Here is a 17,329-nt window from a genome sequence, read left to right on the forward strand (position 1 = left end):
TTCTATAAATCTACATAATATTTTCTGGTTCTTGATCTATATAAACATTAATATCATTTTTGGCAATATCTTGAGCATAGTTTTGAATATAACTCAAAGTTTCAGCCAAATGAGGTTCTTTTTTATATTTTACCAGTATTTGATAAAAATATTGATTATTTATTTTACCAATTGCACTAGGAGTTGGCCCCAAAACGATCGTTGCTTGACTTAATTTTTTAGTCAATAGTCTTTTGATAAGAAAAGCCTGCTTAGCAGCCAGAGGTTCATTATGCGAGACAATCGAAACCAAAGTTGTAAAATAAAATGGTGGATAATTACCAATATATCGGTATCGCATTTCACTTTGATAAAATTGCTCATAATCTTGTACACTAGCTAATTTAATCGCATAATGGTCTGGATTATAAGTTTGTATCAAAACCAATCCTTCTTTATCTGCCCTACCAGCTCTACCAGCTACTTGCGTTAATAAATCAAATGTTTTTTCACTAGCATTATAATTAGAAACAGCCAAGCCAATATCAGCATTAACAACACAAACCAGTGTAACATTAGGAAAATCAAGCCCCTTAGCAATCATCTGTGTACCTAACAATATATCTGCTTGACCTTGTCCAAAGGCAGATAATATTTTTTGATAGCTACCTTTTTTTCGTGTCGTATCTATATCCATACGTAAAATACGAACGTTAGGAATCATATTAATAAGTTCTTCTTGAATCTTTTGAGTACCACTACCCAAAAAAATAATATGCTTGCTATGACACTTAGGACACACATATGGTTTATTAATTTCATAGCCACAATAATGACATTTCATTTGATTAATGTCTTTATGATAATTCAGCGAAATATCACAATTAGGACATTGTAACACATAACCACACTCACGACATAACATAAAATTGGAAAATCCCCGTCGATTTAACAATAAGATAACTTGTTCTTTCTTGGCTATGGTCTTTTTTATTACGTTCAACATATCAACAGAAATATCAAATTGCGTCCCTGCAAACATCGCTTTTTTTAAGTCGATAATTTGCACTTTGGGTAGTTCCTTATTATTAGCTCGATTATTAAGTCGCAGTAATTGATAAACACCTTTTTGAGCACGAGCTCTACTATACAATGATGGAGTTGCACTCCCTAATACTAACGGACAATGATTGTATTCACTTCTTAAAATAGCTACATCACGTGCATGATACCTAGGAGTATTATCTTGTTTATAACTTGCTTCATGCTCTTCATCAATAATAATTAAACCAATGTTAGTTAACGGTGCAAAAATAGCACTTCTCGCTCCCACGACTACATGTGTTTCTTGGTTGCGAATTCGACACCACTCATCATATTTTTCACCCTCAGATAGTGCACTATGTAATACAGCTACATCTTTTCCAAATCTGCTTTTAACTTGATTGACCATTTGCGGCGTTAGTGCTATTTCGGGAACTAACATTAATGCACTCTTGTTATTTTTTAAACATTCAGCAATGGCGTGTAAATATACCTCCGTTTTTCCACTTCCAGTTATACCCTCTAATAAAAAAGTTTTAGCATTTTTTCGGACAATTTGTTGATTAATTTGATCTAGAGCAGCTTGTTGCTCAGCATTTAATTGCACAACTTTTGATGCATGAATCATATCAGCTGCAGTTGGATCACGATATACATCAACTTCTTGCTTTTGCAACCAATTATTATTAACTGCATTTCTTAAAACATCTGATTTAATACCCAAATTAGCCAACTCTTGTTGTCTTTTAGGATATGATTCATAATTTTCTATAACGTCATTCAATAATATTTTTTGCTTAAAAGCATTAGTTCTTAAATTAGCCAAAATTTCCAAATAGTCTTTTTTGGAATTACTGATTGAATATATTACATCCTTTTTATGACTAGCTTTGTTTTTGACAACATAATCTATTTTGGCAGCCTTAGTTGCTAATAATTTATTGATTAATAATATATCCGCATTAGATCTTACAGTTGCAGCATCGATCGCTTTACCATTAAAAATTGGTAATGCTCTAGCTGAATCAGTCAAAGGCACAATATTTTTTTTATATCCTGCTTTTAACATGCTCGGTAACATAGCCTGCAAAATAGAAATTCTATACGTAAATAATTTACGTGCTAAAACTTCAGAAAGTTTAACTAACTCTGGTATTAAAGGAATTTGATCATCTAAGACTAACGATAATTCTTTTAATTCACCTTGATAATTAGCTTCTGCATGAATATCAACAACAAATCCTTGCACTTTTCGCCTACCAAATGGTACGACAACGCGTGATCCTACTGCAACATTTTTTAATTCAGATGGAATCTTATACTCAAACGTTTTATCAGTTTGTTTAGCTGCTACATCTACAATTACTTCTGCAAACATTATTTCACCTACAAAAAAGCCTTCATCGCTAGAAACAATGAAGGCACTTCTTTACCATTAATCAATCTTAGTTTGGTGTTCAGGATCAATAGTAACTTTACCAGCAGCTATTTCTTCTAATGCTTGTCCTAAGGCTTTAGAAGATTTATATGACAAAAGAGCTCCTGGCTCTCCAGATTGTAACTCATGAGAGCGTTTAGCTGCCAATACTGACAACGAGTAACGCGAATTAACTTTATCTAATAACTTATCAATCGATGGATATGTAATTTTCATCTTAATCCTCCTTAACCATATTTCGATAATCGTCAATGACACGAGCAATGCGAACATGTTCTGATTCAACAATTGCCTTGATATGATCAACTGCATTAGCAACAGTATCATTGACTACTGCATAATCATAATCTTGCATCATTAATATCTCTTGGCGAGCTTGTTGCATTCGCAAATCAATAGCTTTATCAGAGTCTGTACCCCTATTTACTATTCTATGTTTTAATTCATGCAAATCAGGTGGTGTTAAGAAAATAAATACACCATCAGGCATCAAGCTTCGCACTTGCTTTGCACCATTAACATCAATTTCCAGCAAAACATCTTTTCCCATGTTAAGCATTTCTTTTACTGGTGCTAAGGGCGTACCATAATAATTACCGACATATTGGTTATATTCCAATAATTCTTTATTTGCGACAGCATTCTTAAATCTTTCTTCATCGACAAAGAAATAGTCTTTACCATCAACTTCACCCTGACGTGGCTTCCTAGTAGTCATGGAAACCGAATATTCAAAAGGAAAGGCCTGTTGCCTCACCATTTCAGTTTTTACTGTACCTTTGCCAACTCCTGAAGGACCAGATAAAACAATTAATAAACCTTTATTAGACATATTCACACCCATTCAATAATAACGTAACACTTTTATTGTGCATTAAAATTGAACTTTTTTCAAGCTTATATTTTATGTAAATAAAAAAACAAGCACTAAAAAGAGCTTGCAATTTTATATATTGAACTGATATCTAATCATTATAAAATCTGAACCATTAATCTAAATGTTATGTTCTGAATAATCCATAACAATAATATTCCAATAAGTGGAGATAAATCTATACCAAAGCTATAACTTATCTTCATAATGGGTTTAATTCTAAATAGTGCTATATATGGATTAACAATTCTATTTATCAATTTACCAACTACAGATCTATATAGAAAATCAACCCAACTAAATAACGCATCAACAACAATTAACAATCCATAAATATATGCGATATAATGAACAATCAGTAAAAAATAAAAAAATAAATATCTCAACATAATTATAAATTATCTTTTTCGCTTGTAGCATCAGCTATTTTTCCATCAGTAACAAACTTAGGTGGTGTAGCTAAGAATATTTTTTCACCAACACGCTGAATATCTCCATTCAGTGCATAAACTGTACCCATAACAAAATCAACTATACGTTTTGATTGACCTTCGTCCATACGCGAGAAATTAATAATAACTGCACGGTTATTAAGCAAATTTTGAGAAACTTCTTTAGCGTCAGAATAAACACGAGGCTCAAATAAAACTATTCTACTCTTACCTGCATTCACAGAATTAATAGAAACTATATTTGATTTCTTGTCGTTACGTTTATCTTCCTGGTAGCTAACTTCAGATTCTTCAAATGAATCATCCTCATACTCATCTTCATCTGAAATACCTAACATCTTTGTCAATTTTTCAAAAGCCATAAATAGTCTCCCCTCTTAGAAATTAATTATTCTGGCGATGTTTAAAAAATGGAATGTCATTTTCATCATCAAGATTAGTCTCAACATCCAAAACATCTTGTTGCTCCGATTTACTAAATGGAGTCCAAGAATCTCCTTTAACTTTTTCTTGTACTCGATTACTACTTGTTTTATCTTGTTTCCAAATACTTGTTGGATCAAATAGCATATCTGGTTTAGCAACATTACCATCTTTTTGTGTATCAGCTGGTGTAACAGCCTTATTAGCTGTAGATGATTCTACACTTTCTTTGTTTAATTTTGCTTTAGTAACATTTTGATGATTATCTTGTTTATTATCAATACCAGTTGCAATAACTGTAACAACAACTTCGTCACCCATGTTAGCATTAATCGATGTACCAAAGATGATATTGACATCATCACCAGCTGTCTTAGAAACAATATCTGAAGCATCTTGTGCTTCAAATAATGTTAAATCAGGCCCACCAGTAATATTTAACAATACTTGTTTAGCACCATCAATTGAAACTTCCAATAATGGCGAAGAAATGGCCATTTTAGTTGCTTCTACAGTTCTATTCTCACCACTAGCACGACCTATTCCCATCAAAGCAGAACCTTGGTTTTCCATAACTGTTTTAACATCAGCAAAGTCTAAGTTAACATAATCAGTTGAAGTAATCAAATCTGATATTCCTTGCACACCTTGACGAAGAACATTATCAGCCTCTTTAAATGCATCCATCATAGGTGTCTTTTTATCAACCATCTCGAGTAAGCGATTATTGGCAATAATTACCAAAGTATCGACATATTGCTTCAATTGACTAATACCTTCCGCAGCATCCTTTGAACGCTTAGGACCTTCAAAAGTAAATGGTCTTGTAACAACACCTACCGTCAATGCACCTGTTTCACGGGCAATTTTGGCTATGACTGGTGCGGCACCTGTACCAGTACCTCCACCCATACCAGCAGTAATGAAAATCATATCTGCTCCCTTAAGAGCTTCTTCTATAGTCTGTTGACTTTCTTCAGCAGCTTTTTGCCCTACTTCAGGATGTGATCCTGCACCTAAACCTCTGGTTAACTTCGGCCCTAACTGTATCTTATTCTCAGCCTTATTACTATTTAAAGCTTGAACATCAGTATTAGCAGCAATAAATGATACTCCTTGTACTCCTTCATCAATCATACGATTAACTGCATTACCACCTGCTCCACCAACACCGATAACCTTTATAACTGCACTTTTATTATCAGAATCAAAATTAAAATCCATTAGCCTAACCCATCCTCATCAGTCAAAAAATTTTTTTATAAAATCAATGAATGACTTTCTTTCTTTTTTAACTTTACCATTATTAGCATCATCTTCATGACTACCCTGCTGTATGTTATCATTATATTCTAATTCTCTATTATTTTCATCCTCAGAACGTTGCTTTTTGAAAAATACTGACTTACTTTTGCTAATAATGTCTTTTACATCATCAGTATGTTGAGAACCATATATAACACTATTTGCTAAATAATTAATATCACTTAAATTATACGCATAAGTTATAACACCCAATGCTACAGCGTAAATAGCATTTTTTAATCCAGGTTGTCCTGACTGATACATCTTAACTTTTATATTATAACTATTCTTAACAAGATCATCAGTACCTTGAATCTCACTATTTCCACCAGTTATAACAATACCACCTGGTAAATTAAAAGCTGCATGTTCCTTTAACCCTTTACCTACTCGATCTAATATCTGATGTAACCTGGCACTGATTATTTCACTCAAATATTCTTCATCAATCATTTTAGGGGCATTAGCTCCAACAACATTAACAGGAAACTTGTCTTCTTTAGAAGTTAGTTCAGGGTCTGCATAACCGAAGTCACGTTTTATTTTTTCTGCTTCATCTAAAGACGTATTCAATACAACTGATATATCTTTAGTAACATCACTACCACCTTCAAGGTCAATAGTTGCATATTTTATTTTATTTTCATGAATCACAGTAGCAGTAGTAATACCACCACCCATATCCAAGATAATGGATCCAAATGTTCGCTCACCTTCATCTAGTGCAACATTGGCAATTCCTAATGGCGTAGGTACAAAAAATTTATTATTATATCCAGCTCTTTCAATAGCTCTACTTATATTGTGTAGATCTGAAATAGGAGCTGTTACTAAAACACCATGAACTTCTAATGAGTGTGCAATCATCTTTCTAGGATCATCAACATCTGTACGTCCATCAATCAAAAATTTGCTAGGCAAAAAAGTTAACGCTTGTCTAGTATCTTTAATGGAAGACTTAATTGCGACAGAAACAACCCTTCTCACATCATTTTCGTCTACTTCCTTGCCTTGTTCACCAACATTAATCAATCCGTGTGCAGACTCTAGTTGCAACATATTCGCAGGAACTGCTGTAATTAGGTAATCACATGTTGTATTTGTTTTCTGAGAAAGCCCATTTAATACTTTTTTAATACTGTTAGCAGTTTGTTCAATATCAACTATTTTACCATGTCGCATACCTTTAGTTGCTTCGCAGCAAGTACCAATAACACGTAATTTTCCTGTTTCTGAGGATGCTAAAACAGCTTTTACGCTAGTTGTACCGATATCTAAACCTACCAATAAATCTTTCGTTTCCAAGATGTTGCCCCCAAATATATTAATTACATAAATTTTACCATATTAAATAATACCAAGTATAGTTTTAAAAATTAATTTCATATTGTTCTTTATCTTTAACTGTTAAGGGTCTAGAGAATACCCCTACCTCCATATCTATAATGGAAGGTTGCGTAAGCTGTTTTTTTATGCTATCGTAGTATTTTATTTTTTCAGCAAAAGTATTTACATCTCCAATAATAATATTGTGATCATTAAGCAACAAAATAATCTGATTTGGTCGCCTAATTTTTCCACTGATCATTTTAATTTTATCCCTAAAGTAAGGAGGTAAAGCTTTATAAACTTTTAAATCATTAATAATAGACTTTTGTCTGCTATAACCCAAAAACAAAGGTTTGCTAATATCAACTAACTTTTCCGATATATCTTGCCTAGATACCTTGCCATTAAACAATATCTTTCGATAATGATTATTTTCCTTAACGTAGCCTATAACACGTTTTTCTTTGATATGTAATATAAGATTATTCCAATTTGTAACTGTAATCTTAACTGTATCAACTTCAGGAAAAACACGAGATATCTTTTTGCTATATTCTTTGCCTTTAAATAATGAAAAAACCACCTTGGTCTTGGGACTAACATCAATAATTTTAGCAACTTTAGCACCATCTATCTCGTCTGCACCTACTAATTTAACGCTTCTCACACTAGACTTAAAAGAAATAAAGTACAAACATATAATTATTCCAACTACAGACAAAATAATAATACTGCCTAATTTAGTCCATAAAGCATGCCTTCTAAGTGCACCTAGTCTCGGTAAATCAATATTTTCTTTTATTTTTGTTTTCTTATATTCAGTCCATTTAGCTATTTGCTCTTTAGGATCTTTTTTAGTTAATTTACTATTTGACATCTAGTAACACCTACTTTATGCTCAAAAATTATTTTTTATTAATGAGATTTTGCATTTCGTAAATCAATTTATCTGATGCATCACAGCAACATAATTTTTTAGACTCTGCTGACATTTTTTGTGCACAATTAGGATCAAGTAAAATATGATCAATTGAGGAAACAAAATTGTTAGGATTTAAATCATTTTCATTAATTACTAATGCAGCACCTGCTTTTTCTAAATCCATTGCATTTTTTTCTTGATGATTATGTGTAACATTTGGACTAGGTATTAAAACAGCGGGAACACCTAACGCTGTAAATTCCGCCAAACTTGTAGCACCTGAGCGTGAAACTACACATGTCATCTGTGGCAACAATCCTGGCATATTATCAATATAGGGTACAATAACAATATTCTTAGCTATCTTGTGCTTAGCTAACCGCTCTTTAATCTGGCCATAATAAACTTGTCCGGTAGCCCAAATAATTTGATATGGCTTATCCCCCAATTCATCAATTGACCGTTCCATGATATTATTAATCGCAAGTGCACCACGTGAGCCACCAAAAATTAGAACAGTGAAAACATCAGGATTAAGATTCCACTTCTTCTTCAAATCTATCTTTGTTTCATTTAAGCTTAATACTTGCTGCGACCTCGGATTACCTGTTTTAACTAGCTTTTTCTTCTCTGGAAATTGACGAACAACATCATCAAAGGTATAACACACTTTATCAACATAATGTGCTAAAAATTTATTAGCTAAGCCAACAACAGAATTTGACTCATGAATCAAAGTTGGTATTTTCATCTTAGCAGCTGCATAAACTATAGCTCCACAAACGTAACCACCTGTACCAACAACAACATCGGGCTTAAATTCCTCTAAAATTTTACGTGCATCTTTAGTAGCATTTAAAAATAGCTTGATTGTTTTAAAGTTACGCAATAAATGTTTTCTATTAAAGCCTTGCACAGCTAAAGTCTTAAATGGAATTTTAGCAGCTGGTACAATTTTAGATTCTAATCCCTTATTAGTACCAATAAACAAAATATCATCATCTGTTGTTAACTTTCTTTCTTTTAGCCTTTCTATCAATGCTAAAATTGGATAAATATGACCGCCAGTGCCACCACCGGAAAAAATAATTCTCATAATTACTTAGTTTTTAACTCCTTAACAAATTTCACGAAAAAGTCTCCACGATCTTCAAATGTATTAAACTGATCCCACGATGCACATGCAGGTGAAAACAACAATACATCACCATCATTTGTTAAATCATACGCCCTAGGCACAGCTTCTTGCAAGGTATTAACAATAACAATATCTCGGATACCAGCTTTTCTAGCAGCATCGGCTAATAAATATTTTGTCTCACCATACAATACGATTGCCTTAACATGTTTTTTCAATAATGGTACTAATTCATCAAATGTAAATCCACGATCTAATCCGCCAGCAATTAAAACTTCAGGTTGACTAAAAGATGGAATAGCTACACTAGCAGCTTCGATATTAGTTGATTTTGAATCATTATATATACGCCGATTGTTATAAGTCATCACATATTGTAAACGATGTTTTGCACCCGTAAATGTTGACAGCACACTTCTAATATCCTCATCAGACGCACCCATAATCTTAGAAATAGCAATAGCCACCAAACTATTTTGCTGATTATGACGACCAGGTATCTTAATATCTGATATTTTCATAATTTCATGGTCAGCTTGGCTTTCTAAATATTGTTCACCAATATAATAATCTGCTTGAGTAGATTCTTCGGAAAAAGTGACCACGTGAGCTTTGGTTAGGGAAAGTTCTTGTTCTAAGATATTTTTTTGATCAAAATTAGCTATAAAATAATCAGACTTATCTTGATTTTGTGTAATGCGTAACTTAGCAGCTACATAATTTTCAAATGTCTTGTGATAATCAATATGTACATTATTGTAAATATCAACAATCGCAGCAACCTTAGGTTTCATAGTATTTACACCCATCAGTTGAAAACTTGAAATTTCAACCACTAACAAATCATTAGCATTAGCCTTAAGTACTACTTCAGAAATTGGAACACCAATATTACCCACTGCATAAGCATGTCCACCCAATTTATGTAAATGATTTTCCATAATTCGTTGTGTCAACATTACTGTTGTAGTTTTTCCATTAGAACCAGTAACACACACATATGGTGCAGAACTTACTGCTAAAGCTACTTCTGGCTCGGTTATAATTGATACATTAGCATCTTTAGCTGCTTGGACTAGAGGATTTTCATAAGGTATACCGGGATTTTTAACTAAATAATCAAAATGCTCTTTTGCAAAAATATCAGTTGGATGATACCCAGATATAATTTTGACACCTAATGACGCTAATTCTATAGCTTGAGCATTATCATCTAATTTTTTCTTATCATTTAAGGTTAATTTTGCACCTAATTTTAATAATAACTTAGCTACTGAATAACCACTCTTGCCCAGTCCTAATATTAAAATGTTTTTATCTTGATATTTATCTATTATCTTCATCAAAGTAACTACCTCACAATGCAAGTAATAAATATATAATACTACCTAAAAGTCCCACAAGCCAAAAGACTATATCAACTTTCCATTCACTCCAGCCTAACATTTCAAAATGATGATGTATTGGAGTCATCTTGAAAATTCTCTTACCAGTAGTTTGAAATGAAATAACTTGTAATATGACACTCAATGTTTCCAAAACATAAACTATACCAATGATTAATAAAGACCATGGTCTATTTAAGAAAATCGAAACTGCGGCAAGCCCACCACCTAATGCTAGTGAACCTACATCACCCATAAAAATTTTAGCTGGTTTATGATTAAAAATAAGAAATGCTACCAATCCACCAATAACACTACAACAAAAAGCAAGCACAGTTGCATTATGTGCTAAATATGCTAAATAAGCATACGTACCATAGGATATAATAGATAAACCCGTTGCTAAACCATCTAATCCATCTGATAAATTAACAGCATTTGAATAACCTACCAGCCAAATTATAATGAAAAATACAAATAGTAAATAGCTATTAATAGTCCCAAATAATGGGATATATATCTTAAAAGTAAAATTATCACTATAAGCGATTAACAAAATTACTAACGCAATTATAATTTGCCCTAATAATTTTTGCCATGCTCTAAGTCCTAAATTTCTATGAAATAATAATTTCAAACCATCGTCTAAAAAACCTATTATTCCATAACCTAAATAAGCAATAATCAAAATTATAGCTATTTTATTTAACTTACCATTAGATAATAAAATTGCGACAGTTGCAATTATACTTGATAACAAAAAAACAATTCCACCCATAGTAGGTGTACCTGCTTTTTTTGCATGCCATTTAGGACCTTCTTCTCGAATTTGTTGCCCTTCTTTTTTCATTTTCATAAAACAAATAAAGAATGGCAAAACCAGTGCTGTAATAACTAAACTAATCACACCGGGATATAAACCATATTGCATATCTAACCTCATCTTAATTCAACTTTTACTTTACTATTTCGATTTAAAATAGATCTTGGGATTCTACTCTGCTTATAAACTTTTCCTTTACCTAGCACTTCCACTTTAACTTTACTGATATTTGCAAATTGAGTAACTTGCTTTATCGTCCAGCCCTTCATATTTGGACATCGAATAATACCACCAGTAAATATAATTATTTTACTATTCGGATTTACTTTGGTATTTGCTAAGATGCTTTGTGCTTCAACCTTATGACCTGAACCGATTGTTTCAACATAAAGTCCCATTTTTTCTAATAATCGAACCGCTTGTTCACGAGACTGTCCCTTAACACTAGGAATAGTAATCTGTTCATCCATCATATCTACTTTTGATGATACGCTAACACGGTTAATTAGGGGTTTAAAAATTAAAGACATTATTGTTTCGGGAGGATCACTCATAATTTGAGGTTGCTTCATAGTGATATATATACAATATCTAGGGTTATCAGCTGGTGTAAGGCCAACAACGGAAAATAGGTAGTTTCTATCGCCCTTAAGGTATCCTCCATGTATACCCGCTATCTGAGCAGTACCTGTTTTTACTGCTATACTTTTTCCTGGAATCTTATAAGTCATACCTGTACCATATTCTTTTTCAACAACATCTCGCATCAATTTTAATGTAGTTTGTGCAGTTTCTTGAGAATATACAGGTTTACCAACTTTTATCTTTTTATACCTTTTAATGACCTTACCAGAAGAAGACACAATTTTTTCAACCAATTGTGGTTTTAACATTTGCCCTGAATTTGCCAATGCACTATATACCTGCATCATCTGCAGTGCATTAACATTAATACCTTGACCAAATGAAGTAACTGCTTGATCAATTTGACTATGAATATTAATTAACCCTGAATTTTCATCGGGTAATGTTATATTAGTTTTCTTACCAATATGATAATTATCTAGATACCTTCTCCAAGTGTGCTTACCTAGTCTGTTAACCAAAATAGACATACCTACATTACTGGAACGAGGAAATGCCTGCTCAAATGGAATAGCACCCCATCCTGTATAATTCCAATCATGAATTGTAGAACCATTAAATGTAATAGAACCCGAACGATAATATTCCTTAGGATTATATTTTCCCTCCTGAATAGCTGCAGTAATTGAAAGTATCTTAAATACAGATCCAGGTTCATATGAATCTTGAACTAAAATATTACGCCAATTATCATTAAGTCCCTTCCTAGTTGCTGGATCAAATGTAGGTCTTTGTGATGCAGCCCTGATCTTTCCTGTTTTGACATCTTCTACAATTGCCGTTAATGCTTTAGGTTTGTATTTATTTTGAACAGCATCCAATAAATTTTCTAAGTAAATCTGTAATTGCGAATCAATTGTTAAATAAATATTATTGCCATTAATTGGTGCTTTATATGAATGCTGACCTCCAGGAAGCTGATATTCACCAGCATCAACCAAAGCTATTCTACGACCATCTTTACCAGATAATACTTTATTAAAATACTTTTCAATCCCCATCGTTCCGATTAAATTGATTGAATGATTTTTTTTATCATTAAATGGTTGTGCTATACCTATGATATGAGAAGCAAATCTACCATTTGGATATAATCTTGAAGGAGTTTCATCAAAATGAATACCAGGTAAATGCATTGCCATGATCTTCTTTTTAGTCGCTAAACTAATACCAGAACCTGCAGTACCAAACTCTACTTGATATGCTTTGTGTTTTGGATGCAGATATTTTAAAATTTTTTTCTCACTTAAGGGAATAACAGTCGATAATTTTTCAGCAGTTTTTTTCTTATCGACTACATACATTGGTTTGCCTTTATAATCTAGCGAAGACTTATCCAAAATTGCATATAAAGTAAAACTATGCGAATCCTCTGCAATTACATTACCACTATTATCATAAATAGCTCCTCTTACAGATTTTAAAATTTCATCCCGTTTATATAAATTGCTAACCCTTTCAGAGATGTTTTCACCCGCTATGGTTTTAGATATACTTAAATACAAAAATCTTCCTACAAAGAGCAAAAAAACAAATGCAATTGATATTTGCAACAATCTACCAACTACATTTCGATTAAAATGAGATTTGGACACTTTTCGGACAATCTTTTTATTATTCATCATCGAATATTCCTGATATTACTCTCAATTAATTGTAATCCATACTGTTTTGCTAATTTATTCATTCTATTAGCTGAAGTTAATTCGCCAATTTCCTGTCTTAAATTAGTATTTTTATTTTGTACAGTAGCAATATCTTTCTGTATTTCAGATAAATTACGCTGTGCATTAGTAGCAGAAATATTAGAAGAAATCATAAAACACATCATAATTAAAGTCATAACCACACCAAAAGCAATAAAAAGCACTTCTGTTAGACTTAGAGGTTCATTTTGAGAAGTCAATCTAACTATCACTTGTTTATTACGTTGGTTGTCAGCATCTAACTCTGAATATCTAAAATTTCTTGCTGAACTATCTACCATACCAATTCTCCTCTTAAAAATTAATAATTATAACTTTTCTGCCACTCTTAGTTTTGCACTATGTGAACGATTATTTTCTTCTAATTCCTTATCTGTTGCAACAATAGGTTTTCTACTAATTATTTTTAATGTTGGCCTTAATGAATCTGGTATTTGCGGCATCCCTCTTGGAATATCGACATCTGAATATTTTTTGAATATTTTTTTTACTATTTTATCTTCCAACGATTGAAAAGTAATCACACAAATCCTACCGCCAGGCTTTAAAATTTCAATTGCCTCTAACAATGATTTTTCCAGTACTTCTAACTCATCATTAACAGCAATTCTGATAGCTTGAAATGACTTTTTAGCAGGATGACCACCTGTTCGTCTTGCAAAAGCCGGTATCGCTTCTTTGATAATATCTACTAATTCAAATGTTGTAGTAATGGGTTTTATCGCTCTTCTCGCTACAATATTCTTAGCAATTTGCCTAGCATATTTTTCATCACCATATTTAAATAAAATATTACTTAATTCCTTTTGCGACCAAGTATTGACAATTTTATACGCATCCAAATCCTTAGTTTGGTCCATTCTCATATCAAGTCTTGCATTAAATCGGTACGAAAATCCACGTTCAGGCTGATCAAACTGTGGTGAAGATACACCTAAATCGTAATATATACCATCTATGCCATCTATAAAACCCAATTTTGCTAAATTTTGCTGTAAATTACCAAAATTATCATGTACTAAGCTCAATTTTGGCTTGCTATTGGCTTTTAATACTTCCGAAAAGCTTTTCTTAGCAAGTTCAATAGCATATTCATCTTGATCAAAACCAATCAAATGCCCATTAGACAATTGCTTTAGTAAATATGATGCATGTCCACCACCACCAAAGGTAGCATCAACATAGACACCATCATTTTTCAAATTTAAATTATCAATTGTTTCGTGTAAAAGCACACTATAATGTTTAAATTCCATAATCACAATTCTATATCATCCAAGTCTTCTGCGATGTCATCATAGTTATCATCAGCTTCGTCAGCAAATTTTTGCCAACGATCCTCAGACCAAATTTCAATTCTATTTGAAACACCAACTATGACACATTCTTTAATAAGATCTGCATGTTCCTTCAACGTAGCAGTTAAATTAACACGTCCTTGCTTATCAAATTCTGTCTCCATCGCCCCTGAATAGAAAAGTCTCGTAAACTTACGTGCACTTCGCTGTGTCAGGGGAAGTTTGGCTAATTTAGCTTCTATTTTTTGCCATTCCGCCTGCGGATAGCCAAAAATACAGCCTTCCATACCACGAGTGAAAATAATCTCATCACCAATTTGATCACGAAACTTCGCCGGTATAATCAATCTACCTTTACTATCCAAATTGTGATGATATTCACCCATGAACATGGCCATTCCCCCCTTTCAACTTATAATTTACCACAATTCACCACTAGTAACCACAATTTACCACAAAAAGGCAAAAAATATTTAAAAAGCTATATAACCACACCAAAAAAAGATCCTAAAATTAGGATCTTTTATCATAGATATTTATCAAGTAAGTAATAATTTATAAAAAAATAGTGATTAATAATAAACAGATATACCAAATAAAACTACACAATATAAGATATCGCCATAAGGAAAATAAAATTCTACCTAATGCTATATTTTTATTTTTTTTAACAAAATTAATGGCAACCGTAATCACCAGAATAAGATAAAATAAAAAAGCATATGGTAAAAAAGATGGCAGCTTGTGGAAAGATGTAATCAATTGGCACGCAGCTATTAAAAAAGGTGGCATCAATTCCACATAACTAATTTTTTTATGCGGTAACATATTCTTAACTAAGATGCCACACAATAATCCGATAAATGGTAATAAAAAAATCAATACAAACATTATTAAGCTCCTTATTAAGGATAAATATACACCGTTTACTATATTACATAGTTAGTTAAAATTGCAATAATAATCTTTTTAAGATAAAATATTCCTAATATAGGAGGTCGTAACATGCGTAAAAAGAAAAAAACAAAATTTCAATTGCTAACTATTTTTATGGCATTACTAATGGCAATAATCACTTTAGCAAGTATTGTAGTAGGTGTCTTACCACTACTATCCAAATAAAAAAATACTATCAACATAACAAAAGACTCGTTACACATAAACTTAGTAACGAGTCTTTTATTTAATAAAATATTTGCTTATTTAAAAATGGGTACTTAACAATTAATTTTAACAAAAGATTGTAGCTTAAAATATATAAAATGATGCACATAACCAATGATTCAACTAATTGTCTCATTATTGCAAATAGTGATATATCAATGATACCAATAATATTTAAGACTAATAGCAAATACAAATAAACTCCAATATATCCTAATAAACAGACTAACAGTCTTGTAATAAATAACTCAGGAATATATTTTGCTATTTTCTGAACACAATAACACAACAATGGAAAGGCAACAATATATATGCCGATAACGCCTACATAATAGATATCATACACAAGCCCGACTACTAAACACAGCCAAACATTAGCTACATTATGTGTATCACTTAGTGCTATTAATGTTATCAATATAATAGATAACCAACATGCCACATTCATATTGCCCAAAAAGCGAGTAAAAGTTTGAGACAGCACACCATCTAACACCATAGTAAAGAATAAAGCAATTGCAATATACCACCGCTTTAATTGAACCATTAATCTGCTACCTTTCTCTTAACCACTGTAACAATAGATGGATTATTCAAATTACCTGCTGGTTTGATTTCTAATATATTAGAAAGACCATATGAATCACGTGATATTTTATAAATAGTTCCAACTAATAGTCCTTTAGGAGATTTTCCTCCCATACCACTAGTATAAACTTGTGTACCCGGTTTCACTTTTACTTTACTTTCTATTGGAGTAAAAGCTAATTTATCATTTATTAAAGTAATAATACCATGAATTTCTTTATGTTTCTTGCTTTTAGCAGCTACTGCAAATCGGTTAGCTGCCTTATCTGTAGATGTAATTAATTCAACTTTGGAGCTAGTAGAATTTACTTCTACTACCCGACCTATTAATCCTGAATCTGACATAACTGCCATATTTTTCTTAATGCCCGATCTGGCTCCATGGTCTATAATTAACAAATTGGTCCATGAATCAGGTGAACGAGAAATAACATTACAAATTACCAAATCATAATCCGTCAATGTGTCCTTAAGCTTTAATGTTCTTTTTAAAGCCAGATTTTCATTCTCGAGCGAAGTATTACGAGCTTTAACTTGACCTAATTCGTCAATTTTACGTTTTAAATGATCATTTTCTTGTTGAGTATTAAAAAGATCAACGACCGAATTTGAGCAATCACATATTACATTAAATGGATATGTTACTACTTTAGTAACAATTGACATCGCATCATTGCTAATACGCTGTAGAAAAGGAGGCTGTTCACGTGAATTTCTCATTTTAGTTGAAAAAGTTAAGACAGATAAGATTAGTACCACAATCAGAAAAATAAAGACATTCTTTTTATTTTTGAAAAATTTTTTCATCTAATTATT

Annotated in this window: 19 protein-coding genes; 1 reads left to right on the top strand and 18 read right to left on the bottom strand. The window is 32.1% G+C overall.

Annotated features, from left to right (window positions below; translation table 11 throughout):
• Positions 1–10 precede the first annotated feature (10 nt).
• The 16 genes from priA to G6Z82_RS04205 all read right to left on the bottom strand — a co-directional run bounded on the left by priA (position 11) and on the right by G6Z82_RS04205 (position 15,652).
• Positions 11–2,401, bottom strand: coding sequence for a primosomal protein N' (gene priA, locus G6Z82_RS04130; RefSeq protein ID WP_164785833.1), 2,391 nt, complete (start codon positions 2,399–2,401; stop codon positions 11–13).
• A gap of 57 nt (positions 2,402–2,458) precedes the next feature.
• The gene (gene rpoZ, locus G6Z82_RS04135) at positions 2,459–2,677 is read right to left on the bottom strand and encodes a DNA-directed RNA polymerase subunit omega (RefSeq protein ID WP_006729176.1); all 219 of its coding nucleotides are present in this window, start codon (positions 2,675–2,677) and stop codon (positions 2,459–2,461) included.
• Position 2,678: 1 nt separating this feature from the next.
• On the bottom strand, positions 2,679–3,293 hold the full coding sequence (gene gmk, locus G6Z82_RS04140; protein WP_006730101.1) for a guanylate kinase: 615 nt from the start codon (positions 3,291–3,293) through the stop codon (positions 2,679–2,681).
• A 140-nt stretch (positions 3,294–3,433) separates the two neighbouring features.
• On the bottom strand, positions 3,434–3,724 hold the full coding sequence (locus tag G6Z82_RS04145) for a YggT family protein (RefSeq protein WP_006729178.1): 291 nt from the start codon (positions 3,722–3,724) through the stop codon (positions 3,434–3,436).
• A gap of 2 nt (positions 3,725–3,726) precedes the next feature.
• Positions 3,727–4,149: a cell division protein SepF gene (locus G6Z82_RS04150; RefSeq protein WP_006729179.1), complete on the bottom strand. Its 423-nt coding sequence runs from the start codon at positions 4,147–4,149 to the stop codon at positions 3,727–3,729.
• Between the two features lie 22 nt (positions 4,150–4,171).
• On the bottom strand, positions 4,172–5,434 hold the full coding sequence (ftsZ, locus tag G6Z82_RS04155) for a cell division protein FtsZ (RefSeq protein WP_006729180.1): 1,263 nt from the start codon (positions 5,432–5,434) through the stop codon (positions 4,172–4,174).
• An 18-nt stretch (positions 5,435–5,452) separates the two neighbouring features.
• Positions 5,453–6,820 (bottom strand): cell division protein FtsA, encoded by a 1,368-nt coding sequence (gene ftsA, locus G6Z82_RS04160; protein WP_006734369.1) that lies wholly within the window; start codon positions 6,818–6,820, stop codon positions 5,453–5,455.
• A 64-nt stretch (positions 6,821–6,884) separates the two neighbouring features.
• Complete coding sequence (locus tag G6Z82_RS04165) at positions 6,885–7,721, bottom strand: cell division protein FtsQ/DivIB (RefSeq protein ID WP_006730195.1); 837 nt, start codon at positions 7,719–7,721, stop codon at positions 6,885–6,887.
• A gap of 28 nt (positions 7,722–7,749) precedes the next feature.
• Positions 7,750–8,862 carry an undecaprenyldiphospho-muramoylpentapeptide beta-N-acetylglucosaminyltransferase gene (gene murG / locus G6Z82_RS04170; RefSeq protein WP_006730078.1) on the bottom strand — a complete coding sequence of 371 codons (1,113 nt, stop codon included), beginning with the start codon at positions 8,860–8,862 and terminating at the stop codon, positions 7,750–7,752.
• A 2-nt stretch (positions 8,863–8,864) separates the two neighbouring features.
• Positions 8,865–10,247: a UDP-N-acetylmuramoyl-L-alanine--D-glutamate ligase gene (murD, locus tag G6Z82_RS04175; protein WP_164786003.1), complete on the bottom strand. Its 1,383-nt coding sequence runs from the start codon at positions 10,245–10,247 to the stop codon at positions 8,865–8,867.
• A 13-nt stretch (positions 10,248–10,260) separates the two neighbouring features.
• Positions 10,261–11,220 carry a phospho-N-acetylmuramoyl-pentapeptide-transferase gene (mraY, locus tag G6Z82_RS04180; RefSeq protein WP_006732328.1) on the bottom strand — a complete coding sequence of 320 codons (960 nt, stop codon included), beginning with the start codon at positions 11,218–11,220 and terminating at the stop codon, positions 10,261–10,263.
• An 8-nt stretch (positions 11,221–11,228) separates the two neighbouring features.
• Positions 11,229–13,382, bottom strand: coding sequence for a penicillin-binding transpeptidase domain-containing protein (locus tag G6Z82_RS04185; RefSeq protein ID WP_164785834.1), 2,154 nt, complete (start codon positions 13,380–13,382; stop codon positions 11,229–11,231).
• Complete coding sequence (gene ftsL / locus G6Z82_RS04190; protein ID WP_006729187.1) at positions 13,379–13,744, bottom strand: cell division protein FtsL; 366 nt, start codon at positions 13,742–13,744, stop codon at positions 13,379–13,381. Before ftsL ends, G6Z82_RS04185 begins: the two co-directional genes overlap by 4 nt.
• Positions 13,745–13,771: 27 nt before the next feature.
• Positions 13,772–14,719 (bottom strand): 16S rRNA (cytosine(1402)-N(4))-methyltransferase RsmH, encoded by a 948-nt coding sequence (gene rsmH / locus G6Z82_RS04195; RefSeq protein ID WP_164785835.1) that lies wholly within the window; start codon positions 14,717–14,719, stop codon positions 13,772–13,774.
• 2 nt (positions 14,720–14,721) lie between these two features.
• Positions 14,722–15,153, bottom strand: a complete 432-nt coding sequence (gene mraZ, locus G6Z82_RS04200) for a division/cell wall cluster transcriptional repressor MraZ (RefSeq protein ID WP_006730074.1) — start codon at positions 15,151–15,153, stop codon at positions 14,722–14,724.
• Positions 15,154–15,316: 163 nt separating this feature from the next.
• A complete protein-coding gene (locus G6Z82_RS04205; protein ID WP_006729190.1) occupies positions 15,317–15,652 on the bottom strand; it encodes a DUF3397 family protein in 336 nt (111 codons plus the stop codon).
• 114 nt (positions 15,653–15,766) lie between these two features.
• On the opposite strand from G6Z82_RS04205, the gene G6Z82_RS04210 reads away from it, so the two are divergent.
• Positions 15,767–15,883 (top strand): DUF4044 domain-containing protein, encoded by a 117-nt coding sequence (locus tag G6Z82_RS04210; RefSeq protein ID WP_006731319.1) that lies wholly within the window; start codon positions 15,767–15,769, stop codon positions 15,881–15,883.
• A 61-nt stretch (positions 15,884–15,944) separates the two neighbouring features.
• Here the strand turns inward: G6Z82_RS04210 and mreD are convergent, their stop codons facing one another.
• A complete protein-coding gene (mreD, locus tag G6Z82_RS04215; protein WP_009310376.1) occupies positions 15,945–16,472 on the bottom strand; it encodes a rod shape-determining protein MreD in 528 nt (175 codons plus the stop codon).
• Positions 16,472–17,320 carry a rod shape-determining protein MreC gene (gene mreC, locus G6Z82_RS04220; protein WP_164785836.1) on the bottom strand — a complete coding sequence of 283 codons (849 nt, stop codon included), beginning with the start codon at positions 17,318–17,320 and terminating at the stop codon, positions 16,472–16,474. Before mreC ends, mreD begins: the two co-directional genes overlap by 1 nt.
• Positions 17,321–17,329 lie beyond the last annotated feature (9 nt).

This window comes from Lactobacillus iners (assembly GCF_011058775.1).
Lineage (GTDB): Bacteria > Bacillota > Bacilli > Lactobacillales > Lactobacillaceae > Lactobacillus > Lactobacillus iners.